The sequence below is a fragment of the Lysobacter sp. P5_C4 genome (assembly GCF_054049695.1).
The window spans coordinates 63,240-84,637 of sequence record NZ_JBFULX010000001.1 but is presented as its reverse complement, the minus strand read 5'-3'; the positions used below and the strand labels follow the sequence as shown (position 1 = coordinate 84,637).

At 66.4% G+C, this 21,398-nt stretch carries 22 protein-coding genes; 9 read left to right on the top strand and 13 right to left on the bottom strand.

Features of this window, described 5'->3' with window-relative positions; translation table 11 throughout:
• The first annotated feature begins 6 nt into the window (after positions 1-6).
• The 6 genes from ACXJJ8_RS00300 to ACXJJ8_RS00275 all read left to right on the top strand — a co-directional run bounded on the left by ACXJJ8_RS00300 (position 7) and on the right by ACXJJ8_RS00275 (position 5,466).
• Positions 7-861 carry an NAD(P)H-hydrate dehydratase gene (locus ACXJJ8_RS00300; protein WP_499026142.1) on the top strand — a complete coding sequence of 285 codons (855 nt, stop codon included), beginning with the start codon at positions 7-9 and terminating at the stop codon, positions 859-861.
• Positions 858-1,628 carry a DUF72 domain-containing protein gene (locus ACXJJ8_RS00295; protein ID WP_499026141.1) on the top strand — a complete coding sequence of 257 codons (771 nt, stop codon included), beginning with the start codon at positions 858-860 and terminating at the stop codon, positions 1,626-1,628. The genes ACXJJ8_RS00300 and ACXJJ8_RS00295 overlap by 4 nt, the downstream gene beginning before the upstream one ends.
• Positions 1,629-1,652: 24 nt before the next feature.
• Positions 1,653-2,198, top strand: a complete 546-nt coding sequence (locus ACXJJ8_RS00290) for a cytochrome P460 family protein (RefSeq protein ID WP_499026139.1) — start codon at positions 1,653-1,655, stop codon at positions 2,196-2,198.
• Positions 2,199-2,280: 82 nt separating this feature from the next.
• Positions 2,281-3,495, top strand: coding sequence for a c-type cytochrome (locus tag ACXJJ8_RS00285; RefSeq protein ID WP_499026137.1), 1,215 nt, complete (start codon positions 2,281-2,283; stop codon positions 3,493-3,495).
• Positions 3,496-3,513: 18 nt separating this feature from the next.
• The gene (locus ACXJJ8_RS00280; RefSeq protein WP_499026135.1) at positions 3,514-3,978 is read left to right on the top strand and encodes a GNAT family N-acetyltransferase; all 465 of its coding nucleotides are present in this window, start codon (positions 3,514-3,516) and stop codon (positions 3,976-3,978) included.
• Between the two features lie 3 nt (positions 3,979-3,981).
• A complete protein-coding gene (locus ACXJJ8_RS00275; RefSeq protein ID WP_499026133.1) occupies positions 3,982-5,466 on the top strand; it encodes a S41 family peptidase in 1,485 nt (494 codons plus the stop codon).
• Here ACXJJ8_RS00275 and ACXJJ8_RS00270 read toward each other — a convergent pair.
• From ACXJJ8_RS00270 to ACXJJ8_RS00250, 5 genes are all read right to left on the bottom strand, one after another.
• Positions 5,461-6,231 (bottom strand): anti-sigma factor, encoded by a 771-nt coding sequence (locus ACXJJ8_RS00270; protein ID WP_499026132.1) that lies wholly within the window; start codon positions 6,229-6,231, stop codon positions 5,461-5,463. The genes ACXJJ8_RS00275 and ACXJJ8_RS00270 overlap by 6 nt on opposite strands.
• Entirely contained in the window at positions 6,228-6,782 is a 555-nt protein-coding gene (locus ACXJJ8_RS00265; protein ID WP_499026131.1) for a sigma-70 family RNA polymerase sigma factor, read from the bottom strand. The genes ACXJJ8_RS00270 and ACXJJ8_RS00265 overlap by 4 nt, the downstream gene beginning before the upstream one ends.
• A gap of 88 nt (positions 6,783-6,870) precedes the next feature.
• The gene (locus tag ACXJJ8_RS00260; RefSeq protein ID WP_499026130.1) at positions 6,871-8,013 is read right to left on the bottom strand and encodes a HupE/UreJ family protein; all 1,143 of its coding nucleotides are present in this window, start codon (positions 8,011-8,013) and stop codon (positions 6,871-6,873) included.
• Entirely contained in the window at positions 7,965-9,074 is a 1,110-nt protein-coding gene (locus ACXJJ8_RS00255; RefSeq protein ID WP_499026129.1) for a tetratricopeptide repeat protein, read from the bottom strand. The genes ACXJJ8_RS00260 and ACXJJ8_RS00255 overlap by 49 nt, the downstream gene beginning before the upstream one ends.
• Positions 9,075-9,132: 58 nt before the next feature.
• Positions 9,133-10,500 carry a DUF4331 domain-containing protein gene (locus ACXJJ8_RS00250; RefSeq protein ID WP_499026128.1) on the bottom strand — a complete coding sequence of 456 codons (1,368 nt, stop codon included), beginning with the start codon at positions 10,498-10,500 and terminating at the stop codon, positions 9,133-9,135.
• Between the two features lie 233 nt (positions 10,501-10,733).
• Here ACXJJ8_RS00250 and ACXJJ8_RS00245 point away from each other — a divergent pair, with 233 nt between their 5' ends.
• Genes ACXJJ8_RS00245 through ACXJJ8_RS00235 form a run of 3 tightly spaced genes read left to right on the top strand, consistent with a single transcriptional unit; the run spans position 10,734 to position 13,545 of the window.
• Positions 10,734-12,206, top strand: coding sequence for a DNA-3-methyladenine glycosylase 2 family protein (locus tag ACXJJ8_RS00245; protein WP_499026127.1), 1,473 nt, complete (start codon positions 10,734-10,736; stop codon positions 12,204-12,206).
• A complete protein-coding gene (locus tag ACXJJ8_RS00240) occupies positions 12,203-12,721 on the top strand; it encodes a methylated-DNA--[protein]-cysteine S-methyltransferase (protein ID WP_499026126.1) in 519 nt (172 codons plus the stop codon). Before ACXJJ8_RS00245 ends, ACXJJ8_RS00240 begins: the two co-directional genes overlap by 4 nt.
• 32 nt (positions 12,722-12,753) lie before the next feature.
• Positions 12,754-13,545, top strand: a complete 792-nt coding sequence (locus ACXJJ8_RS00235) for an isocitrate lyase/PEP mutase family protein (RefSeq protein ID WP_499026125.1) — start codon at positions 12,754-12,756, stop codon at positions 13,543-13,545.
• A gap of 4 nt (positions 13,546-13,549) precedes the next feature.
• On the opposite strand, the gene ACXJJ8_RS00230 is transcribed toward ACXJJ8_RS00235, so the two are convergent.
• The 8 genes from ACXJJ8_RS00230 to ACXJJ8_RS00195 all read right to left on the bottom strand — a co-directional run bounded on the left by ACXJJ8_RS00230 (position 13,550) and on the right by ACXJJ8_RS00195 (position 21,376).
• Entirely contained in the window at positions 13,550-14,824 is a 1,275-nt protein-coding gene (locus ACXJJ8_RS00230; RefSeq protein ID WP_499026124.1) for an MFS transporter, read from the bottom strand.
• A complete protein-coding gene (locus tag ACXJJ8_RS00225) occupies positions 14,821-16,119 on the bottom strand; it encodes an MFS transporter (RefSeq protein WP_499026123.1) in 1,299 nt (432 codons plus the stop codon). The genes ACXJJ8_RS00230 and ACXJJ8_RS00225 overlap by 4 nt, the downstream gene beginning before the upstream one ends.
• A gap of 14 nt (positions 16,120-16,133) precedes the next feature.
• The gene (gene guaD / locus ACXJJ8_RS00220) at positions 16,134-17,468 is read right to left on the bottom strand and encodes a guanine deaminase (RefSeq protein ID WP_499026121.1); all 1,335 of its coding nucleotides are present in this window, start codon (positions 17,466-17,468) and stop codon (positions 16,134-16,136) included.
• A 10-nt stretch (positions 17,469-17,478) separates the two neighbouring features.
• On the bottom strand, positions 17,479-18,339 hold the full coding sequence (locus tag ACXJJ8_RS00215) for an outer membrane protein OmpK (RefSeq protein ID WP_499026120.1): 861 nt from the start codon (positions 18,337-18,339) through the stop codon (positions 17,479-17,481).
• 120 nt (positions 18,340-18,459) lie between these two features.
• Positions 18,460-18,831 carry an SRPBCC domain-containing protein gene (locus ACXJJ8_RS00210; protein ID WP_499026118.1) on the bottom strand — a complete coding sequence of 124 codons (372 nt, stop codon included), beginning with the start codon at positions 18,829-18,831 and terminating at the stop codon, positions 18,460-18,462.
• A gap of 164 nt (positions 18,832-18,995) precedes the next feature.
• Positions 18,996-19,334: an ArsR/SmtB family transcription factor gene (locus ACXJJ8_RS00205; RefSeq protein ID WP_499026117.1), complete on the bottom strand. Its 339-nt coding sequence runs from the start codon at positions 19,332-19,334 to the stop codon at positions 18,996-18,998.
• An 85-nt stretch (positions 19,335-19,419) separates the two neighbouring features.
• On the bottom strand, positions 19,420-20,220 hold the full coding sequence (locus ACXJJ8_RS00200) for a hypothetical protein (RefSeq protein ID WP_499026115.1): 801 nt from the start codon (positions 20,218-20,220) through the stop codon (positions 19,420-19,422).
• A 109-nt stretch (positions 20,221-20,329) separates the two neighbouring features.
• On the bottom strand, positions 20,330-21,376 hold the full coding sequence (locus tag ACXJJ8_RS00195) for an NAD(P)-dependent alcohol dehydrogenase (protein ID WP_499026114.1): 1,047 nt from the start codon (positions 21,374-21,376) through the stop codon (positions 20,330-20,332).
• Between the last annotated feature and the right edge of the window lie 22 nt (positions 21,377-21,398).

The window sequence follows — 21,398 nt, the reverse complement described above, 5'->3', positions numbered from 1 at the left end:
GTACGCGTGACCGATGCGTTGCTGCGCAAGTGGCCGCTGCCGGATGCCGAAGCGACGCACGGCAAGGAAGAACGCGGCCGCGTGCTGATCATCGGCGGCAGCACGCGCATTCCCGGTGCGGCGATGCTCGCGGCGACGGCGAGTTTGCGCGCGGGCGCGGGCAAGTTGCACGTGGCGACGAGTCGACAGGCTGCGCTGGCGCTTGCGGTCGCGATGCCCGAAGCGATGGTGTCGGGGTTGGCGGCCGATGCGCGCGGCGAGATCGCCAGCCTGGGGCGCGATGTCACGCAAGCGGTGGAGAACGCGGACGCGGTGCTCGTCGGCCCCGGGATGGAGGAGACGGCAGCGACGCGTCGCGTTGCGGCCGCCGTGTGTCGACGCGCGAAGACCGTGGTGCTCGATGCAGGCGCACTGGAAGCAGTGAAGTCGACCGCACGCGCGGGCGCGTGCGTGATGACGCCGCATTTCGGCGAGATGGCCAGCTTGCTCGACATCGACGCATCGGAGGTCGAAGCGCATCCCGTCGACATCGCGCGTGCATTTGCGATGCAGGTCGATGCGATCGTCGTGTTGAAAAGCGCGGAAACGGTGATTGCGGATCCGGATGGCCGCGTCTGGCTGCATACGCGCGGCTGCGCGGGCCTGGGCACCTCCGGTTCCGGCGATGTGCTTGCGGGCCTGATCTGCGGGCTGATGGCGCAGGGGATTCCGCCCGACCAGGCGGCGGTGTGGGGCGTCGTGTTGCACGCGCGTGCAGGCGAAGTGCTGAGCCGCGAGATCGGGACGACGGGATTCCTCGCGCGGGAGATCGCCGGGCGCGTGCCTGCGATCCGGGACGTTTTGTCCGCACGACGCACATGATCCGCATCGGGTGCGCGGGCTGGTCGATCGCGTCGCGGCAGGCGGCGTTGTTCGGCGACGGCGACTCGACGCTCGCGCGCTACGCGACGCGCTTTTCCGTGGTCGAAGTCAATTCCACGTTCCATCGTTCGCATCGCCCCGAGACCTTCATCCGCTGGGCCGAGGCGGTGCCCCGTGCGTTCCGGTTCTCGGTGAAGGTGCCGAAGACCATCACGCATGAAGCGCGCCTGGTCGGCAGCGGCCCGGCGATCCGCCGTTTCGCCGAAGAGATCGCGGGGCTCGGCAGCAAGCTCGGCGGCGTGCTCGTGCAACTCCCGCCGTCGCTGGTCTTCGATGCGCGCGTGGCGGGTACCTTTTTCCGGCAACTTCGCAGCGTGTTCGATGTGCCGATCGCCTGCGAGCCGCGGCATGCAAGCTGGTTCGACTCGCGCGTGGATGCAGTGTGGGCGCGCCACGAGGTCGCGCGCGTCGCGGCCGATCCCGCGGTGCCGGAAGGCGCGGGCGCGCCCGGCGGGGCAGGGCCCTGGCACTACTTCCGTTTGCATGGCGCACCGCGCATGTATTACAGCGCGTACGACGACGACCGCCTGTCCGCGTTGGCCGATCAGTTGCTCGCCTTTGCGCGGCACCGTCGGCCGGCGTGGTGCCTGTTCGACAACACCGCGCATTCGCACGCGGTCGAGAACGCGGCCCGGCTGCAGGACCTCCTGGCGCAGCGAGAACCGATACCAAAGTCCAATCGATCCCGCCAATCGCCTCTGCTGTGATCCGACTTTCAAGGAGGATCCACCATGAAACGCGACAGCCGATTCACGTTTGTCATCGCGGCGGCAGTGAGCGCCGTCCTGTGCGGAACCGGCCTGTACGCGCAGGCCAAGGGCGACAAGTACGCGCTGAAGTCGCCGAGCGGCATCGCCTTTTCCGATTTCCGGGGCTACGAGGACTGGGCCGTGGTCTCCTCGGCGCGTACCGATGAGGTGCTGAAGGTGATCGTCGCCAACCCGACGATGATCAAGGCCTACAAGTCCGGCATTCCGGGCAACGGCAAGCCCTTCCCCGACGGTTCGAAGATCGCCAAGCTGCAGTGGAAGCCGAAGAAGAGCACCACGGCGCCATTCGCCGTGGATGTGCCCGACGTCTTCACCCAAGCCTTCGTGATCGAGAAGGACGCGAAGAAATTCCCGAAGAGCGGCGGCTGGGGCTACGCGCTGTTCAACTACGACACGAAGGCCGACACGTTCTCCGCCGATGCGGCCAGCAAATCCGACTGCGGCCACGCCTGCCACCTGAAGGTGGCCAAGCAGGATTTCATCTTCCACCCGTACCAGAAACGTTGAGCTCCAAGCGCTGGCACCGTCGAGTCGGGAACCTGGCGCGCACTGGCGCATCTGGAGGTATGGCCGCCCACGGAGGATCGCCATGTCCCAGCCAGCCATGCCCCAGCAAGCTCGACAAGACACCCGGACCGGGTCGCTGCGACGCACCACGATGCTCTTCGCAGCGATGACCGCCCTCGGCGTGGTGGCAACGCTCGCCGCCGCGCCCGTACCCGACGCGACGAAGCAGCACGACGCCGCATTCCTCGCGGAAGGCCAGCGCATCTTCCGCTTCGACACCTTCGGCGACGAGCGCCAATGGACCGACCAGTTGCGCATGCACGAGGTCGTCGAGCAGCACGTCGATCCGACGACCGCGCTCGCCGTCGGCCTGAAGGTCGATGCCGATGCGTTGCCGCCCGGCATTCTCGAAAAGGTCGATCTCAAGAGCCCTGCCACGACGGTCGCGTTGCTCAAGATGAATGCCGTCGTCGGATTACAGGCCACCGTCGATGCGAACAACCACATCACGAAACTCGGCGTCACGTGCGCGCTGTGCCATTCGACCGTCGACGATTCGGTCGCACCCGGGATCGGACATCGCAAGGATGGTTGGCCGAATCGCGATTTGAACGTCGGCGCGATCATCGCGTTGTCGCCTGCGTTGCCGGCCGACAAGAAGGCCGTCTACAACGGTTGGGGCAAGGGCAAGTACGACCCGCGCTACAACATCGACGGCAAGAACACGCCGCTGGTGTTGCCGCCGGCCTACGGCCTGGCGCACGTGAAGAACGAAACCTACACGGGCGATGCGCCCATTTCGTACTGGAATGCCTATGTGGCGGTCACGCAGATGGGCGGGCAGGGCAAGTTCTCGGATCCGAAACTCGGCATCGACGTGAACCGTACGCCGGACCTGGTGACACCGAAGTTGCCCGCCTTGCGCGCATATCAGCTCAGTCTGCACGCGCCCGCGCCACCGGCCGGAAGCGTCGACGTGGCGTCGGCCAAACGCGGCCGCGGCGTGTTCGCGAAGAATTGCTCGGCGTGCCACGTCGGGTTCGACGGAACGGACAACAACGGCGGAAAACTGCACAAGCCGGAGGAGACCGGCATAGAAGGCGCATATGCCGCGCGCACTAACAACAAGGCGTACCGCACGACGCCGTTGCGCGGGCTGTGGCAACACCCGCCGTATTTCCACGACGGGAGTGCGGCGACGTTGGCGGACGTGGTGACGCACTACAACCAGGTGCGCAAACTGGGCCTGGATGCGCAGCAGAAGCAGGACCTGGAGGCATTCTTGAAGACGCTTTGATTCGGCTAACATGGCGCGATGATCCGCATCGCCGACTACGACCCCCGCTGGCGCGCCGATTTCGCGCGCCTCAACATCGACTGGCTGGAACGCTTCTTCGTCGTCGAAGACGTGGACCGCGCGGTACTTTCCGATCCGGAAACGCACATCCTCGCAGACGGTGGGCGCGTGTTGTTCGCGATCGCTGCGGACGACAAGGCCATCGGCACCGTGGCGCTCAAGCACGAAGGCGATGGCGTGTACGAGTTGACCAAGATGGCGGTCGATCCGGCGTTCCAGGGCCAGGGCATCGGACGCCTGTTGATGGAAGGCGCGCTCGCGGCGTATCGCGGGATGGCTGGGCGCGAGTTGTTCCTGGAATCGAGCAGCAAGCTCGCCCCCGCGCTCGCCCTGTACGAAAGCGTTGGCTTTCGCCATCGGCCCGCACCGCGCCCGGGTTCGCACTATGCGCGCGCGGACGTCTACATGGTGCTTGAGGAGTAGGTCATGCGTGCGAAGCGTGCCACGTTCCTGGTCGCGATCTTGCTGTGGTCCAGCGCAAGCGCGAGCGAACCCACCTTCGATCGCCGGTCCCTGCAAGCCGACGTCGACGTGCTCGTGAGCACCTACACGCAGTTGCATCCCGGCTTGTATCGGTACAACACGCCCGCGCAGTTCGACGCGCACGTGCGGACTTTGCGAAAGGCCCTGGACGGGTCGCGCGACCTGCGGGATACCTACCTGGCCTTCTCCGAGTTCGCCGCCACGATCCGCTGCGGCCACACCTACCTCAACCCCACCAATCAACCCGAGTCGATCCGGCACGCGCTGCTCGAAGGCCACGATCGCGTGCCCTTCGAATTCCGGTGGCTCGACGGGCGCATGATCGTCACCCGCGATCTGACCACGCAGAAGGTGCTTGCGCGCGGAACGGAGGTCCTCGCCATCGACGGCGTCGAGACACGGCGCATCCTGGATCGGCTGATGCGCATCGCCCGCGCCGACGGCAGCAACGATGCCAAGCGCGTGGCCCTGCTCGAAGTGCAGGGGACCGAAAAGTACGAGACCTTCGACATCTATCTTCCGCTTTACTTCCCGCAAGTGGATGCGAAGCAGACCCTGGTGGTCCGTTCGCCCGGGGGCATCGAACGCACGCTCGAAGTGGATGCGCTCACCTACGCGCAACGCCTGGCCGCGCGGCAGGCGAGCGCCGATGACGCGCAAGCCGGTTGGTCCATGGACGCCGCGGTCCCCGGCATGGCCATCCTGCGGATGCCGACGTGGGCGCTGTACGACGGGAAATGGGATTGGAAGGCGTTCCTCGCGCACGCGTTCGCCGAACTCGATCGGAGCAAGCCGCCGGCGTTGGTGATCGACTTGCGCGGAAACGAAGGCGGGCTCGATGTCGGCGATGCGATCCTGCCGCACCTGCTGGAGACGACCCTGGCGTTCCCCGTGCCGGAACGCCGCGTGCGATATCGCAAAGTGCCCGATGCGCTGGCCCCGATGCTCGATACCTGGGATCCGTCGTTCAAGGACTGGGGGAAGGACGCAGTGCCCGCCGGCAAGCGCTTCTTCACTTTGCTCGAGGACGGACAATCGCCCGGGGTGAAGCGCATCGAGCCGCAAGCGCCGCGCTACACCGGACGTGTCTATGTGCTCGTCGGGCCGACCAACAGTTCCGCGACCTTCCAGTTCGCCGAGCAGGTCCAACATCACCACCTCGCCACGCTGGTCGGCCAACCCACGGGCGGAAACCAGCGCGGCATCAACGGCGGTGCGTTCTTCTTCCTGCGATTGCCCAATACGAAGATCGAGCTCGATCTTCCCCTGATCGCGCGCTTCGTGGACAGCGCACCGGACAGCGGGCTCCGGCCCGATGTCGTGGTCGCCACGACGGTCGAGGACATCGTTCGCAACCGGGACGTCGAACTCGACGCGGTCAAGACAGCAGAGGCGAAGGCCGGCGCGATCGCCAACACACCGCTATAGCTGCGTGATGCCGCCCTTTGCGACGATCGGCCCGGTCGGCGCGGCGTGCGGGATGCCCGTCGGCGGTTCGAGCGACACGGCCAAGGTTGCGCCGACGCTGAGTTCGCGCCGCAAGTTCACGGGCACGTCGATGGTCAGCGCCTGCGCGTTCGAAATCCTGCCGAGCGAAATCGGCGCCCGGCCTTCGGGAATGACCCACAGTTCGCTCACGCGGCCGTTGGCGTCGGGCGGCGAAGGCACCGGGACCATCAGCAACTTGCCGTTGGCCGGGTCGATGCGCGCGATCCATCCCGCGCTGCCGTCGTCGCGTGCGAGCACGGTGACAGGCAGGGCCGGCGCTTCCACTGCAGGCGGACGCACGACGACCGCCGGCGGCGAAGGCGCGGGCGTCGGCGCGCGTTGCAGCAGGACGACGATCGCCGCGACGCCCGCGGCAGCGGCCAGCGTCGTTGCCACGCGCCAGAAGCGCACGCTGTTCCACAACCCGGTGCGCGCCGGTTCGACTGCGTTCCAACCCAACTGCGTGCGGATGCGCGGCCACACCTGCGCGCCGGGCGCGACGGCGTCCACGCGCACGCTCCAGGGCGAGAAGTGCGTTTCCCACGCATCGACCAAGGCTGCGAACGCAGGCTCTCGCGCGATGCGCGCTTGCACGCGGTCGCGTTGTTCGCGATCGAGGACGCCGAGCACGTATTCGCCCGCGAGCACGCCATCGTCCGGCGGCGAGGGATCGTTGGGGTCGATGCGGTCGGCGGTCGTGTTCATCGTTCCAGGCACGCTTTCAATTGCGCCAGGGCGCGCCGGATCCAACTCTTGATCGAACCCAGTGGCGAACCCGAGCGTTCGGCCAATTCGCCGTAGGTCGCGCCGTCATAGAACGCCGTGCGGATCAGTGCCTGGCGGCGCGGATCGAGTTCGTCGATGCACTCGTCCAGGCGTGCGCGATCGGCGGCCGTGCCGGCGCGCGTCGCGGGCGAGGGCCCGGGGTCCGGGATCGACTCGGCCCATTCGATCGAAGCGCGCAATGCGGGTGCGGGAAGGCTGCGCAGGCGGTCGATCGCGCGATTGCGCGCAATGCTGCACAGCCAGCCGATCGCATGGGAACGCGCGGGATCGAATTGCGTGGCCTTGCCCCACACGAGGACGAAGACGTCCTGCAGCACGTCCTCGGCTTCCGCACGATCCGGCAACACACGCAGGCAGATACCCATCAGTGTCGGCGCCGTATCGTGGTACAGCGATTCGAACGCGGCGCGGTCGCCGGCGGCCACGAGGGGCAGCAGGCGGTCGGCGTCAACGAAACCGGATTCGTTCATGCGCGCCCTTATGCCACGACGGCCAGTTGACACCCGATGACGGGCGGCGGGGCCGCGTCGGCGTGGCGATAGAGAGGCGGTGCGCACTTCACGCCGTCAGCCGCTGCACCATCCACACCGTCGCGCAGCCGGCGATGGCCAGCGAGGCCACCGGCATGACGCGGCGTGCGTACCAGGCGCGGTAGCGGATCGCCAGCAACAGCGACAGCGCGACCGTCACCACGATGATCTGCCCGATCTCGACGCCGAGGTTGAAGCCCACCAGCGAGACCAGGCGCACCTGTTTCGACAGGCCAAGCTCGGCCAATGCGCCCGCGAAGCCGAATCCGTGGACCAATCCGAAACCGAAACCGATCAGCCATGCGCGGCGCTCCACCACGGGCCATACGTTGTTGAGGGCCGCCAGCACGACACTGGCTGCGATCGCCGATTCCACGATGCGCGAGGCGGGCACGATCCAGCCCAACGCTGCCAGCGACAATGTCACCGAGTGCGCGAGGGTGAAGGCGGTGGCGATGCCGACCGCGCGTGTGATGCAGGCCCGCGGGCTGGGCGCGGGTGTCCATGCGCTGCCGGTGCGGATCAGCGCGGCGGTGAGCAGCAGCGAGAGCAGGAAGGCGAGGTGGTCGTAACCGACGAGGATGTGGTGCGTGCCTTCGCGCACGAACTGCAGGAAGGTGGCTTCGCCGTCGGCATCGAGCACGACGTCGCGCGCGTCGGTTCGGGCAATGCCGGTTGCCTCACGCTGGCCGGTGTGCAGCGTGACCAGGGCGCGGTGTTGCGGGTCGCGATCGAACAGGAGCGCGTAGTGCACCTGCACGCGGCCGGCGTTCGCGCACCTTGCGTGGAATCGCAGCGCGGCGTGCGTGCCTTCGTCGTAAGCGCGGATGCCGAAGCCGGCGGGCTGCAGGGTGCATGGTTCGCCACCGCGCTCGATGACGACGCCGGCCTCGACCATCGCACGCAGCGACGTTTGGATCGCCTGCAATTCGCCCCACGTCACCTGCTCGTTGCGGTCGCGATCCAGCGGCAACGTCAACGCGATGTCGCGGAGCGAGAGGTCGACTTCCACCTCCAGCGACTTGTCGGGTGCTTCGACCAGATCGACATGCGACACCGACAAGGTGTGCGCCATTGCACCCGAACTTGCGAGCAGCAACAGGAGCAAACAGACGATCCGGTTCATCGCGATGCCACCCGTCGGGTATCGATGCCCGATCGCAGCAGCCATGCCGCGGTGTCCGCCACGACGTCGCTTCGACCTGCGGCGCGCGCGGCGCGCAGCAGGATGTCGACATCCTCGAAATCGCGTTGTTGCCCGAAGTTCTTCTGCGCGAGCGCAAGCGCTGCCAACGGATTGTTTTCGATCACGAGGCGGAAGTCGGCCTCGTCCCGCAACTCCGGCTCCGTCCCCACCGCGTGCGCGAGTGCATAGCGACGTCGCATCGATGCGGCAAGAGGTGCAGCGTCGCGCGCCCCCACGGCATGCGCGGCGAGCGTTTTCTGCAATTGCAGGCCATCGCTGTCCGGCGCGTGCGCGAGGAGTGCCAGGGCCTCGGCATCGCGGCCGCGTGCGCGCAATGCACGCGCATAGGCCGCCAGCGTGCGGACGTCCTGCGGATCGATCGTCAGTGCGCGTGCGAAGTAGGTGTCCGCATGCGCATCGCCGATCCGTGCGGCAAACTCGCCACGGGAAACGAGCACGCTGCGCAGCGCCCGTGGGTCGCGCGCAGGTTGCGCGAGCCATCCATCGAGCGATCCGTTCGCCGCGTCGTACCGGCCTTGCCGCCCGACCAGCGCCGCAACGCACAGCAGGCCCGCTTCGCTGTCGACGCCGAGCACCAGCGTCGTGCAATCCGAGCGCGCTTCGACCAGATGGCCCTGGACCAGCAGGATCTGCGCGCGCGAGAGGCGCGCGCCGCCATCGCGCGGATGTTCGGCCAATACCGACGACAACAGGCGCGTGGCGTCGTCGAATGCGTGGCGGTGTTGCGCTGCGAACGCGCGCGCTTTCCGCACTTCCACGGATTGTCGCGGTATCGCGGCGAGGATCGCTTCCGCGCGCGCGGCCAAGCGCGCATCGCCCGTGCGTGCTGCCGCGGCGAGCAGGGCGTTCGCCTGCGGCAATGCTTGGACGCGCGGGCCCGGAGCGGGTTCGAGCGCGGCATATCCGCGCGGGAGGCGTTCGAGCAGCGTGTCGCGCGAAGTCGGTACGACAAACGGTGGTTGTTGCGCCAGGACGCTCGCGGGCGCGAGTGCGAGCAGCACGAGAAGTGCGAAGCGGTATCCCATCGATTCACTCCATCCCCGGTGGCGCCTCGGCCACCGGGGGTTGATGGCTCGACGCAACTCAGTCGGTCGCGCCCGGGAGCGGCGTGTTGAGGTACGGGAACGAATTGCGGAATTCGGTCGCGCGCACGTCCGCGCCATCGGTGAACGGCAGGCGGCGCGACGGCGCCTGCTGATCGTTCAACAGCACGCCCATCGCCACGCGCAGCTCGATGTCCACCACGTCGTCGCCGGGGCGTCGCCCATTCGGGAAGCCCGCCGTGTCGCCTGCCAGGACGCCGAGCGATTTCTGCTGGCTCGCCACCTTGGGTGCGATGGACGTGTTGAGCCGCATGATTTCCGCGGGACGCACGTTCGCCGGTTGGTTGAGGCCGGGAACGCCGGTGAGGAACGCGGCGACGAGGTCCGTGCGCGGAAACAGGGTGGGCGCGGTCACGCTCGGATAGAGCACCTGGATCAACGCGGGCAAGGTCGGGTTGGTCACGTACTTGGCGAACTGCGCGTCGTCGACGGGCTGYGAGGCGTTGAACTTGTCCTTGTCGGGCAATCCGATGATGACTTCGTTGATCAGCGGCGAGGACAGGCGCGAGACCTGCACCTGCGTGCCGGCCTTGTTCGGCAGTGACGCCGTACTCCATGCGCCGATGATCGGGCTGCCGCCGGTCAGGCACCCGATGGGCATCTCGAGCGCGATCGTGGTGATGTTCTTCCTCGCCAGGGTGTTGGTCTCGCCGTTGGTGGCGCCGACCGGGTTGGTGTGGATGAGGTCGAAGATCTCGCCGAGGTTGACGGCGAAGCCTTCGCGCCGTTGCCCCACGAACACGCGGCCGGTGCCCGCGCAGCCATCGACATTGATGCGCGAGATGTACTGCTCGGCGTACGCGGCGTACTTGGGAATCGACTTCGTGCCGATGTTGTCGAAGGGCTTGATGAACACGTGCTTGCTGGTGGCTGCGTTGACCGCGATCTTCGGCTGGGCGCCTTCGCGCAACGTGGTCACGGTGTAGGCCTCCACCACGTTCAGCGTCGGGTCCTTGCTGGAAGAGAACGGGCCGATGTTGCTCAGGGRAACCGCCACGCTGGTGCCGCCGATGTTCAATGCCGCATTGCGGTAGTGGTTCGCGAACTGGAAGCGGAAGGTCAGGTCGGAACGGGCATCGCCATCGTTGTCGATGTGGATGTCGTAGCGCGCGTCCGGATCCATCAGGTAGTAGTTCGGGCCGGCGTAAGCGTCCTCGCCGGGCTGGAAGTTGGCGAGGATCGTGACGTAACCGCTGCGGCCGCTCTCGTAGCTGCGGAACAGATAAACGTCGGTGTTGTCGACCTTGGGGATCTTCGTGATGTTGGGGGCCTCGCGATGGCTCGATGCGAGGGCCGTGCCGCCGATCAGCAACGCCGCGCAGGCGCCTGCGAGAATCGTGAATTTCATGTTGGTGTTCCTGTGCATGTCGGCGGGCATCGGGGGGAAGTGCCGGCGACCGCTCGTCGTTCGCCACCGGCATCGGCAAGTCGCCAGCGGCCTGCCCACTGGGCTCTACGACGCGGATGCGAGAGCGGATGCAGGCGGGAGAGCAAATCGCGTGACCGTCGAGTTCGCCGCCCTCCGACGTCCATGTCCGAAAACGGCGAGTCGGCGCCTGCAGCGGGTGCTAGCCTGCGGACATGACGCACTTCGCATCGCTCGCCACGACCGCGCTCCCGCCGCACCAGGTGTGCGAACAGGCGCGTATCAGCCGCGACGTGCGCTTCGATGGCCTGTTCTTCACCGCGGTCACGAGCACGCGCATCTATTGCCGCCCGGTGTGTCCGGCACCGGCGCCCAAACCGAAGAACGTCGTGTATTACCCGAATGCCGCAGCCGCCGAAGCCGCGGGCTTCCGGCCGTGCCTGCGTTGCCGCCCGGAGTTGTCGCCTGGCGATGGTGCATGGCGGCAGGGCGATGCTGCGGTGTCGCGCGCGATCAAGCTCATCAACGAAGGGGTGTTGTCCGAGGCGCCGGTGTCGGTGCTGGCGCAGCGCGTGAATCTCGGCGAGCGGCAGTTGCGTCGCCTGTTCGTCGAACGCCTGGGCGCGACGCCGATCGACGTGCACGGCACGCGCCGGTTGTTGTTCGCCAAGCAATTGTTGACCGAAACCGACCTGTCGATCACCGACATCGCGATGGCCTCGGGCTTCGGTAGCCTGCGTCGGTTCAACACGACGTTCAAGGAGGCCTATCGCATGGCGCCGCGCGATCTGCGCAAGCGGCCTGCGCCATCGCGTGGCGAAGGGCTCGTGCTCCGGCTCGGTTATAGGCCGCCGCATGATTTCGCGGCGATGCTGCGATTCCTGCAGGGACGTGCGTTACCTGGCGTTGAAATCGTCGACGACACGGCGTATCGGCGCGCGGTCGCGCCGTCCATGCCCGGCGCGGCGCCCGGCGGGTTGCGCGTGTCCGCGTGGCCCGGCGAGGCGGCACTCAAGCTCGAAGTGCACGGCATCGCGCCGCTGCAATTGCAGTCGGTGGTGCAGCGCGTGCGGCGCATGTTCGACCTGGATGCCGACCCGCAGGCGATCGCGTCGGCCTTGTCGGTCGATCCGCGCCTGCGGCCGTGGGTGCAACGTCGTCCCGGATTGCGCCTGCCGAGCGGGTGGGACGGGTTCGAAATCGCGGTGCGCGCGATCATCGGGCAGCAGGTGAGCGTTGCGGCAGCGCGGACGGTCGCGTCGCGGGTCGCACGTGCGTTCGGCACGCCGTTGGTCGCCGGCGAGTTCGAACATCTGTTTCCGACGCCCGAAGTGTTGGCCGATGCGGATCTTGCCGGCGTCGGCCTGACGCAGGCGCGTGCCGCCACCATTCGCACCGTCGCGCGCGCGTTGATCGACGGCGCCGTGGATTTCGCGCCCGAGCGCACGCTCGATGCCTTCGTCGAGCGCTGGGTTGCGTTGCCGGGCATCGGCCCATGGACGGCGCACTACATCGCGTTGCGCGCGTTGTCGCATCCGGATGCCTTCCCCGCGGAAGATCTCGTCCTGCAGAAGACCTTGCCGGCCGACGGTACGCGCCTGACGGCCCGTGCCTTGCGTGAACGCGCCGAGGCGTGGCGACCATGGCGCGCCTATGCGGTGCTCCATCTGTGGAACGCCGCTGCATGAATGCCGTGATCTTTCATCGCGTGCACGAAAGCCCCGTCGGCCCGCTGGCCATCGCGGCCTCCGATGCGGGCGTGCATGCCATCGAATTCCACGCGCCGCGGCATGCAGTGGCGCGCGACGTGCGATGGCGTGAAGGGACGCACGTCGTGCTCGACGCGATCGCGATGCAACTCGACGAATATTTCGCGGGCAAGCGCAACACCTTCGACCTGCCGCTGGCGCCGGAAGGCACCGACTTCCAACGCACCGTCTGGCACGCGCTCGCCACGATTCCGTACGGCGAAACGATCAGCTACGCACAATTGGCCACGCGCATCGGCAAGCCGAGCGCGGTTCGCGCCGTCGGCGCCGCGAATGGCCGCAATCCCATCCCCATCGTCTTGCCATGCCATCGCGTGATCGGCGCCGATGGAAGCCTCACTGGCTTCGGCGGTGGCCTGCCGACCAAGCGCTTCCTGCTCGCACTGGAAGGCGCCTTGCCGCAAGATCCGATGCCTGCCGATCTGTTCGCCTGATCGCTGACCTTCCCGACAAGGACGCACGCCCCATGCATGCCCGATTCCTCGCCTTGCACCACGCCGACAAGCCTCTGCTGATCGCCAACGCCTGGGACGCCGCCAGCACGGCGTTGTGGCAACACGCCGGCGCGCCCGCCATCGGCACGAGCAGCGCCGCGCTCGCATGGGCCAGCGGATACGCCGACGGTGGCCCGCTCGATCACGATGCATTGCTCGCGAAAGTGCGCGAGATCATGCGGGTGGCGCGCGTGCCGGTGAGCATCGACCTGGAAGACGGCTACAGCGACGATCCACGCCGCGTCGCACAGCTCGTGCGTGAACTCGTCGATCTCGGCGTCGTGGGCATCAATCTGGAAGACGCCGGCAAGGAGGCGAGTGTCCTGGTCGACAAGATCGACGCGATCCGCGCAGACCTCGGCGACACCCCGTTGTTCATCAATGCGCGCACCGACGTGTACCTGCGCGGCATGGCGAGTGGCGAAGCCGCGGTCGTGATGACGAACGACAAACTCGCGCAGTTCGCCAAGGCGGGCGCGAGCGGTGTCTTCGTGCCGGGGCTCAGTGCGTTGCCCGAGATCGCCGCCGTCGCGTCGGCCACGCCGCTGCCGTTGAACGTGATGACCGTGCCGGGCCTTCCGCCGCTCGATCAATTGCAACAGGCCGGCGTGCGTCGCGTGAGCGCGGGCATCGGCTTGTTCCAGCATGCCTTCGCGGCAGGCCTGCTGGCTTGCCGCGCGTTCCTGGGCGGAGACGTCACGCGTTCGTTCGACCGCCCGATGCCTTACGACGATCTCAACGCCTTGTTCGAATCGCTGCGTTGAGCGATCAAGGCATGCGATAGGTCTCGCGCATCAACGCGGCGACGACCAGCGCCGCGGTCGCGCTGATCAGCAGCGGGCGTGAGGCGAACTGCGCGATGTCGAGCGAGCCCGGCGCGAGGCCTGCTTCGATCCCCAGGCCCACGCGCATGCCCGGCCGGCTGATCAGGATGCCGCCGACGACGAACATCAGCCCGTTGACGATCGATGCCGACGTGCCGATGTGGCGGGGCTCGACGACATCGGCCGCCGTGCTGAAGGCGAGCATGTGCGCCGAGTTGCCGAAACCGAACAGGAAGCAGCACGCCAGCGCGAGCGGCGCCGGCAGTGCCTGTACGTAGAGCAGCGACGCGAGCGCGGCCAGTTGCAGGACCAGGCCGACGAGCACCGGCCGCTTGCGGCTGCGCATCCGGTCCGACACCCAGGGCGTCACGAAACACCCAGCGGCCAGGCCCAACCACAACAACGATGTGCCGACATTCGCGGCGTGCACGTCGAACCCGCGCACGGCGAGCAACTTCGGTCCCCATACCACGCCGAGCGCGAGCATCGGCCCGAAGCACAGCGCACCGAAGATCGCCGCCACCCACACGTGCGGAACGCGGGCCACGGCCGCGAGCGCATGGCCCACGTGGGAAAAGAACCGGCCGATGCCGCCTCCTGTGTTCGCGATGGGCGCCGGATCGCGTAGATAGACGAACGCTGCAACCAGCAACACGACGCCGAACGACACCGCCCACAGGAACACGGTCCGCCAGGACATCGCCGACACCGCCCACCCGAGCAGGTTCTGGTTGATCACCGAGAACAGCGACGCGGCGAACTGCACCAGCCCGAACATGAAACTGAACTTCGCCATCCCGAACCACTGGCCGCCGACGTACCCGGCGCCGACGAAGCCAGTGCTCGCGCCGATCGCCACCAGGGCCTGCGACAGCAGCAACATCTGGAAACTTTGCGCGCGCGCGAACAGCGTGATCCCGATGGTGACGAGCACGATCGCCGGCAGCAGCACGCGCCGCGCGCCCAGCCGGTCGAGCGTCGGCCCGCTGAGCAACTGGCACAGCGCGAAGACCCAGGTATACGTCGCCGCCACGATCCCGACCTGCGTCAGCGAGAGCGACAAGTCCTCCTGCACATTCGGATTGACGATCGCGTAGCCGGTCTGCGAACTGAAATAGAACACGACGAAGGCGACCGCCACGAGCCACGCAGCCCATGCGCGGACGCCGCCCGAAGGTCGGACAGCGTCCTGTGTGGCCTGCGCGGCACTCGCACTCACGCGTGGCCGCCGCGCGGGTAGGTCTCGCGCATCACGAAGGCCAGTACCAGGGCGAGCACGCACGCGATGATCAACGGCAGGCTCGCGTATTGCGCGAGGTCGAGCGATTTCGGCGTGATGCCCGCCTCGATGCCCAGGCCGATCCGCACGCCCGGCCGGCTGATCAACACGCCGCCGAGGATGAACATGATGCCGTTGACGATCGCGGCCGACGTGCCGATCTGGTCGGGCCGCACGACATCGGCCGACGTGCTGAAGGCGAGCATGTGCGCGGCATTGGCGAACCCGAACACGAAGCAGCACGCGAAGGCGACGAACATGGAGATCGAAGGCATGTAGACCAGCGCGAGGAACGCGACCAGCTGCACGATCGCGCCGAGGATGAGCGGCTTCTTGCGGCTGTGGATCCTGTCGGACCATGCGGGAATCACCGCGCTGCCCGCCGCCAGGCCCAACCAGAGGAGCGAGGCACCGAGGTTGGAACGGCTCTCGGAAATCCCGTGAACCTGCAGCAGCTTTGGCATCCACACCACGCCGAGCGCCAGCATCGCGCCGAAGGAACACGCCCCCTGGAGCGACGCGATCCACACGTGCCCGATCTTCGCCACCTCCGCCATGCCCTTGAGCACGTTGCTGAAGAACGTGCCGATGCTTTCCTGCATCTTCGGCACCGGCTTCGGATTCTTGAGATACATCAACCCGAGCACGAACAACACGATGCCGAACACCGCGGTCGCGTTGAACAACGAGCGCCACCCCATCGTTCCGAGTGCCATGAAGATGAGGTTGACCGAGAAGGCCGAAGTGAGTGCGGCGAACACCTGCACCAGGCCGAACATGAAGCTGAACTTCGCCATCCCGAACCATTGACCGCCGATGTAACCGGCGCCCACGAAGCCCGTGCACGAGCCCATCGCGATGATCACCTGCGAGAGCAGGAGCATCCCGTAGCTCTGCGCATTGGCGAACACGAAGATGCCCAGCGTCACCAGCGCGATGGAGATCGGCAGGATCGCGCGCGCGCCGAGTCTGTCGAGCAGCGCGCCGCCGAAGAATTGGCAGATCGCGAAGGCCCACGTGTAGACCGCGGCGATGGTGCCGACCTGGCCGATGGTGAGCCCGACGTCCTTCTGCACGCTGGGGTTCACGATCGAATAGCCGGTCTGGAAACTGAAGAGATAGACGACGAAGACGACGGCGAGGATCCAGACCCACCACGCCATCGCACCACCGAGGGTGTACGTGCGGGGGCCGGGAGGGGCGACGCCGTGCTGGGCGGCAGGATTGGCGGACATGGGAAATACTCCTGTCAGTGGAGGGCGGCGCGTTCGTGCTGCAATTTGCCGGCCACGTACGTGGCGCGGACGGCGCGGTCGTCGCCCAGGGTCATCTGGACGAAGAGCGCCTCGTGGATGTCCTCCACGAATTGCATGCGGTAATCGATGATCGGTGTGGACTTCATGTCGAGCACGACGAGGTCGGCTTCCATGCCCGGTGCGATGCTGCCCACCTTGTCGTCGATATACATCGCGCTCGCGGTGCCACGCGTTGCGAGATAGAACCCGTGTGCGCCGGTGAGCTTCTGCCGGTTGAGTTGCGCGGCCTTGTAGGCCTCGTTGAGCGTCAGCAGGATGGAGAACGAGGTGCCTGCGCCGAGATCGGTGCCGAGCCCGACGCGCACGGGACGGGCCTTGTCCATCGCCCGGTAGATATCGAGATACCCGCTGCCGAGGAAGAAGTTCGACGTCGGGCAATGCGAGATCGCCGAGCCCGTGCGATGCATCGTCGACAATTCGTCGTCGGTGAGATGGATGCCGTGCCCGAACACCGCGCGCGGCCGGCACAATTTGTGGTGGTCGTACACGTCGAGGTAACCCGCGCGATCGGGGAACAGGCTCTTCACCCAGGCGACCTCGTCGACGTTTTCCGACACGTGCGTCTGCATGTGGCAGTCGGGGAACTCGTCCCACAGCTCGCCGGCCGATTGCAGTTGGTCGGCCGTGCTGGTGGGCGCGAAACGCGGCGTGATGCAATACATCAGGCGCCCGCGGTTGTGCCACTTGCCGATCAGCGCCTTGCTGTCGTCGTAACCCGATTGTGTCGTGTCCATCAGGTAATCGGGCGCATTGCGGTTCATCAGCACCTTGCCCGCGGCGATCCGCATGCCGAGCCGCTCGGCTTCTTCGAACAGAGCGTCCACCGACTGCGGGAACACCGTGCAGTAGATGCAACTGGTCGTCGTGCCGTTCTTGAGTTGTTCTGCGAGGAAGGTCTTCGCGACCGATGCGGCGAAGGCCTTGTCGGCGTACTTCCGCTCCGTGGGGAAGGTGTACTTGTTGAGCCAGTCGAGCAGTTGTTCCCCGAAGGCGGCGATCATCGGCGTTTGCGGAAAGTGCACGTGGCTGTCGAGGAAGCCGGCGGAAATCAGCGCGTCCTTCCCGTAATTGCGCACGTCCATGCCCGCGGGCAATTGCGCCTTCACCGTATCGGCGGGCCCGAAGTGCGTGATCCGGCCATCGCCCATGGCGACGATGGCATCGGGTTCGTACACCATCGTCGCGTCGATGCCGTCCTTGAACGGGTCGCCCTTGAACGTCAGGGCCGGTCCACGGATCGCCTGGGTCGGCGTTGCCTGGGAGGTCATGGCAGGGTCCTCAGAAGTGGTACTTCAACAACAGGCTCACCGCGGCCTGGTTGGTGTCGAAATCGGACGTGTTGACGATCTGGTACTTGTTCCACCACAGGTCGACTTCCACGCCGAGTTGCAACTTGCCCGGCTTGCCGTGGTTGGCCAGCACGTCCCAGGAGATCTGCGGATTGAGGTGGTAGCTCCAGTCTTCCTTGCTGCCGATGCCGAGCACCCAGTCAAAATAGCCGTCGACGAGGAAATTCTGCTCGCCGATCTTGAAGGGGTAACTCGCCACCATCGTGACCTGCATGTCGTGGAAGCCGTCGTTGGCGTACGGCGTCAGGTCGTTGCGCGCGTAGAAGTTGAGCTGCACGTAGTTGAACTTGCCCAGTCGCCCGAGCAGCCCGGCTTCGCGCACGTCGAGGTCGAAACCGATGCCGATCAGGGCCGCTTCGGCGACATCGGGGTCCTCGCCACGCTCGTATTGCGCGGCGAGCAGCACGTCCTTGAATTCGAACAGGCTGCGCTTGAAGAAGGTGTGCGACAAATCCTTGCCGAGCATCTTGCCCAGGCTCAGGCGCGGGCTGAGCTCGCCGTACCACGTCGAGTCGTCGGCGCCCGGCGGCGTGCCGTGGAACTTGTTGAAGTCGATGAAGCCGAAGAAGTCGCCGATGCGCGAGGCATGCGCGTGTTCGATCGTGATTGTCGATTGCTCGTCGGGGTCGACTTCGAAGCCATCCCGTAAGGCAGCACCGACACGCTGGTGTCGGTGAAGAAGAAGAATTTCGAATCGCCGGAGTCGGGCGCATCCGCAGCCGGTGCATCCTGCGCGTGCGCGCGCGGCGCCAGCGCGGCGGCGAAGACGATCGCCGCCGCTGCGAGCCAAAGCCGAATCCGGTTCGGTGCAGCCGCCATCTCACAGCCCTTTCGGGTGCTACGGCGCGATTGCACTCCTGTCGCGTCGGCGGGTCCATTGGCCCTTCGGCCATGGCCGCCTAACGTTTCCTCACGCTGTCGGCAATCGCTGCACGTACTCGCGTTCCAGGCGCGTGTGCTGGCGCCAGAAGCCTTCGGGTTGCGTGTCGTCGAGGCGTGCGCGCAGGATGTCCAGGTGCGTGTGCCAACCGGCCGCGACGCTGGTCATCTGTTCGGCCGATAGGCGGCGATGCGTCAGGATCAGATGGACCTCGTCGCCTTGCGGCGTGAGTTCGTAGCGCACTTCCGACGAGGAAGTCGCGTCCTCGCCCCAGATGTAGGCGAGCGCGCGCGGCGGGTCGAATTCGGTGACGCGGCCCTGCATGCGCGCTTCCTCTGCGATGTGCGCGTACTTGGGCGGTGCGGGATCATCGTTCGTCGTCAGTGCGTTGTTGTGCCACACATGTTCGACGCGCCCGCCGACGCGCGGTTCGATCTCGCCCGAGGCGAGCTACTGCGCGCGCAGGTCGGAATCCACCAGGTATTGCCAGACGCGATCGATGGGGCCGGGAAGGGTGCGTTCGATGCGGACGGTGTCGGACGACAACGGAACGGCGTAGGGGGAGTTCATTTGGTGTTCCTCTTTTTCGAGTCCTGCTTGAGCAAACGTTCCAGCGCATCGAGGCGCTGGTTCCAGAAGCGTTCGTAATGCCGGAGCCATTCGGCGCCCGCATGCATGGGCGCGGCTTCGAGAGAACACTTGTGCGAGCGGCCCTCGATTTCGCGGCGCACCAGGCCGGCGCGTTCGAGCACCTGGATGTGTTTCGACGCCGCGGCGAGCGACATCTCGAAAGGCGCGGCGAGTTCGCCCACGCTGTGCGGCCCCTGCGCGAGGCGTTCGAGCATCGCGCGGCGCGTGCCGTCGGCGAGGGCGTGGAAAACGGCGTCGAGGGGTTGTTCAACCATGCGGTTGAATATCCGCGTGACCCCTCTGACTGTCAACCATTCGGTTGAACGTTCCGACGGACGGCGAGGCGACCGCGTGCTTGTTTCAGTGGGTCGTTGCCGATGGCGTGAGATACGCGCCGCGGAATTTCTGCACGATGCGCTTGGCGGTCTTCTTCATCGGGCCGAGCGTTGCGCGATGCACGTGCCCAAGCGCGCGCCGGCTCGGCGGAATGCGCCAACCGAAGCCGTCGGTCATTACGCCCTGGCAGGGATTGCACATGCCGCAGGGTTGGCCGGCGAGGGGCTTGTGGCAGAACCAGGTCATGGCGAGCAGCGGGATCCATCCGCGCAGGTCGGCTTCCTTCTTCATCGCGTGCTTGTCGGTTTTCGCGAGCGGGAAGGTCAGGCGGCCGAAAAGCTGGCCGATGTCGGATTCCCGCACCGCGGGCGTGAGGCGGTATGTGACATGGCCTTGCCTGGCCATGTACGGCTCGGTGCGATCGATCAGCAACAGGCTCGCGCCATGGTGCGTGAATTCAGAACCCAACTCCACGTCGTGCAGGTCGTGCTGCTTCAGGAAGCGCGCGATCCACGGATACTGCGACCCGATCGCCGTCTTGCGCAGGATGCGGTGGTAGGCATGTTCGATCTCGGGGTCGGGCGCGAGTTCGGCGATGTCGCAATATTGCGTCGGCAGCAGCAACGTGCGCGTCTGTGGGTAGTCGGTTCCCAATGTTTCGCGAAGGCGGTCCATCGTGCGCAGTTCCACGTCGAGCGAACCGCGCGTGTGGTCGAGCAGGTAGAGCGGCTCGACCGCCACGCCGTGCACGAGCAACAGGCGCAACAACTGGAAGGTCGAATCCCACCCACCGGTCCACAACAGGCGCACTGGCATGCGTTGCATATCGCGCTCCTCCGGATTCCACTGTCCGAAGCAAACGCGGCGCAGGGCTTTGGAAGGTCGCTTTCACGAACGGCCTCACATGCGCGCATTCATGGATGTGACCCGCGCGTCAAAAGGTTTGCGAATCGATGACGAAGCGGTATTTGACGTCGCTGCGAATCATGCGGTCGTACGCGCGGTCGATGTCCTGGATGGGGATCATCTCGATGTCGCAGACGATGCCGTGCTCGGCGCAGAAATCGAGCATTTCCTGGGTTTCCGGCAGGCCGCCGATGAGCGAGCCGGCGATGGATTTTCGGCCGAAAATCAACGCGGCCGCGGTGGGGCTGGGATGCGGGTGTTCAGGCGCGCCCAGCAGGCACAGCGTGCCGTCGCGCTTGAGCAGCGCCGTGTAGGCATCCAGGTCGTGGCTCATGGCCACGGTGTCCAGGATGAAATCGAAACTGCTCGCGTGCGCCTGCATCTGCGCAGCGTCGCGGGAGATCACGACCTGGTCGGCCCCCAGGTCGTGCGCGTCCTGCCGCTTGTTCTCCGATGTGGTGAAGGCCACGACGTGTGCGCCCATCGCGTGCGCGATCTTGATGGCCACGTGGCCGAGTCCACCGATGCCGACGACGCCCACCTTCTGCCCGCGGCCGACCTTCCAGTGCCGCAGCGGCGAATAGGTGGTGATGCCCGCGCACAACAATGGGGCGACGGCGGCCAGTTGTTCCTCGGGGTGGCGGATCTTCAGCACGAAGTCTTCATCGACCACGATGCGCTGCGTGTAACCACCGAACGTATGGCCGGGCGGGTCCGCGGTCGGCCCGTTGTAGGTGCCGATGAAGCCCACTTCGCAATACTGTTCCAGGCCCGCCTTGCAGGAAGCACATGTGCGGCAACTGTCGACCAGGCAACCGACACCGACAGTTTCGCCCACCTTGAACTGCGTGACCTGGCCGCCGACGGCGCTCACATGGCCGACGATTTCGTGCCCCGGCACGCAGGGGTACTTCGTACCGCCCCATTCCGAACGCACGGTGTGCAGGTCGGAGTGACAGACGCCGCAATACTTGATCTCGATCTGTACGTCGCGCGGCCCCGGCGCGCGACGCGTGATGTCCATCGGCTCGAGCGGGATCTCGGCGGCGCGTGCGCCATAGGCTTTGGTGGTCATGCGGGGCTCCGGAGGTGAAGCG

Excerpts from the sequence above, each read along its gene's own strand:
- ACXJJ8_RS00295 (WP_499026141.1), top strand. The coding sequence starts at position 858 with ATGATCCGCATCGGGTGCGCGGGCTGGTCGATCGCGTCGCGGCAGGCG.
- ACXJJ8_RS00290 (WP_499026139.1), top strand. The coding sequence starts at position 1,653 with ATGAAACGCGACAGCCGATTCACGTTTGTCATCGCGGCGGCAGTGAGC.
- ACXJJ8_RS00285 (WP_499026137.1), top strand. The coding sequence starts at position 2,281 with ATGTCCCAGCCAGCCATGCCCCAGCAAGCTCGACAAGACACCCGGACC.
- ACXJJ8_RS00280 (WP_499026135.1), top strand. The coding sequence starts at position 3,514 with ATGATCCGCATCGCCGACTACGACCCCCGCTGGCGCGCCGATTTCGCG.
- ACXJJ8_RS00275 (WP_499026133.1), top strand. The coding sequence starts at position 3,982 with ATGCGTGCGAAGCGTGCCACGTTCCTGGTCGCGATCTTGCTGTGGTCC.
- ACXJJ8_RS00270 (WP_499026132.1), bottom strand. The coding sequence starts at position 6,231 with ATGAACACGACCGCCGACCGCATCGACCCCAACGATCCCTCGCCGCCG.
- ACXJJ8_RS00265 (WP_499026131.1), bottom strand. The coding sequence starts at position 6,782 with ATGAACGAATCCGGTTTCGTTGACGCCGACCGCCTGCTGCCCCTCGTG.
- ACXJJ8_RS00260 (WP_499026130.1), bottom strand. The coding sequence starts at position 8,013 with ATGGCTGCTGCGATCGGGCATCGATACCCGACGGGTGGCATCGCGATG.
- ACXJJ8_RS00255 (WP_499026129.1), bottom strand. The coding sequence starts at position 9,074 with ATGGGATACCGCTTCGCACTTCTCGTGCTGCTCGCACTCGCGCCCGCG.
- ACXJJ8_RS00245 (WP_499026127.1), top strand. The coding sequence starts at position 10,734 with ATGACGCACTTCGCATCGCTCGCCACGACCGCGCTCCCGCCGCACCAG.
- ACXJJ8_RS00240 (WP_499026126.1), top strand. The coding sequence starts at position 12,203 with ATGAATGCCGTGATCTTTCATCGCGTGCACGAAAGCCCCGTCGGCCCG.
- ACXJJ8_RS00235 (WP_499026125.1), top strand. The coding sequence starts at position 12,754 with ATGCATGCCCGATTCCTCGCCTTGCACCACGCCGACAAGCCTCTGCTG.
- ACXJJ8_RS00225 (WP_499026123.1), bottom strand. The coding sequence starts at position 16,119 with ATGTCCGCCAATCCTGCCGCCCAGCACGGCGTCGCCCCTCCCGGCCCC.
- guaD (WP_499026121.1), bottom strand. The coding sequence starts at position 17,468 with ATGACCTCCCAGGCAACGCCGACCCAGGCGATCCGTGGACCGGCCCTG.
- ACXJJ8_RS00205 (WP_499026117.1), bottom strand. The coding sequence starts at position 19,334 with ATGGTTGAACAACCCCTCGACGCCGTTTTCCACGCCCTCGCCGACGGC.
- ACXJJ8_RS00200 (WP_499026115.1), bottom strand. The coding sequence starts at position 20,220 with ATGCAACGCATGCCAGTGCGCCTGTTGTGGACCGGTGGGTGGGATTCG.
- ACXJJ8_RS00195 (WP_499026114.1), bottom strand. The coding sequence starts at position 21,376 with ATGACCACCAAAGCCTATGGCGCACGCGCCGCCGAGATCCCGCTCGAG.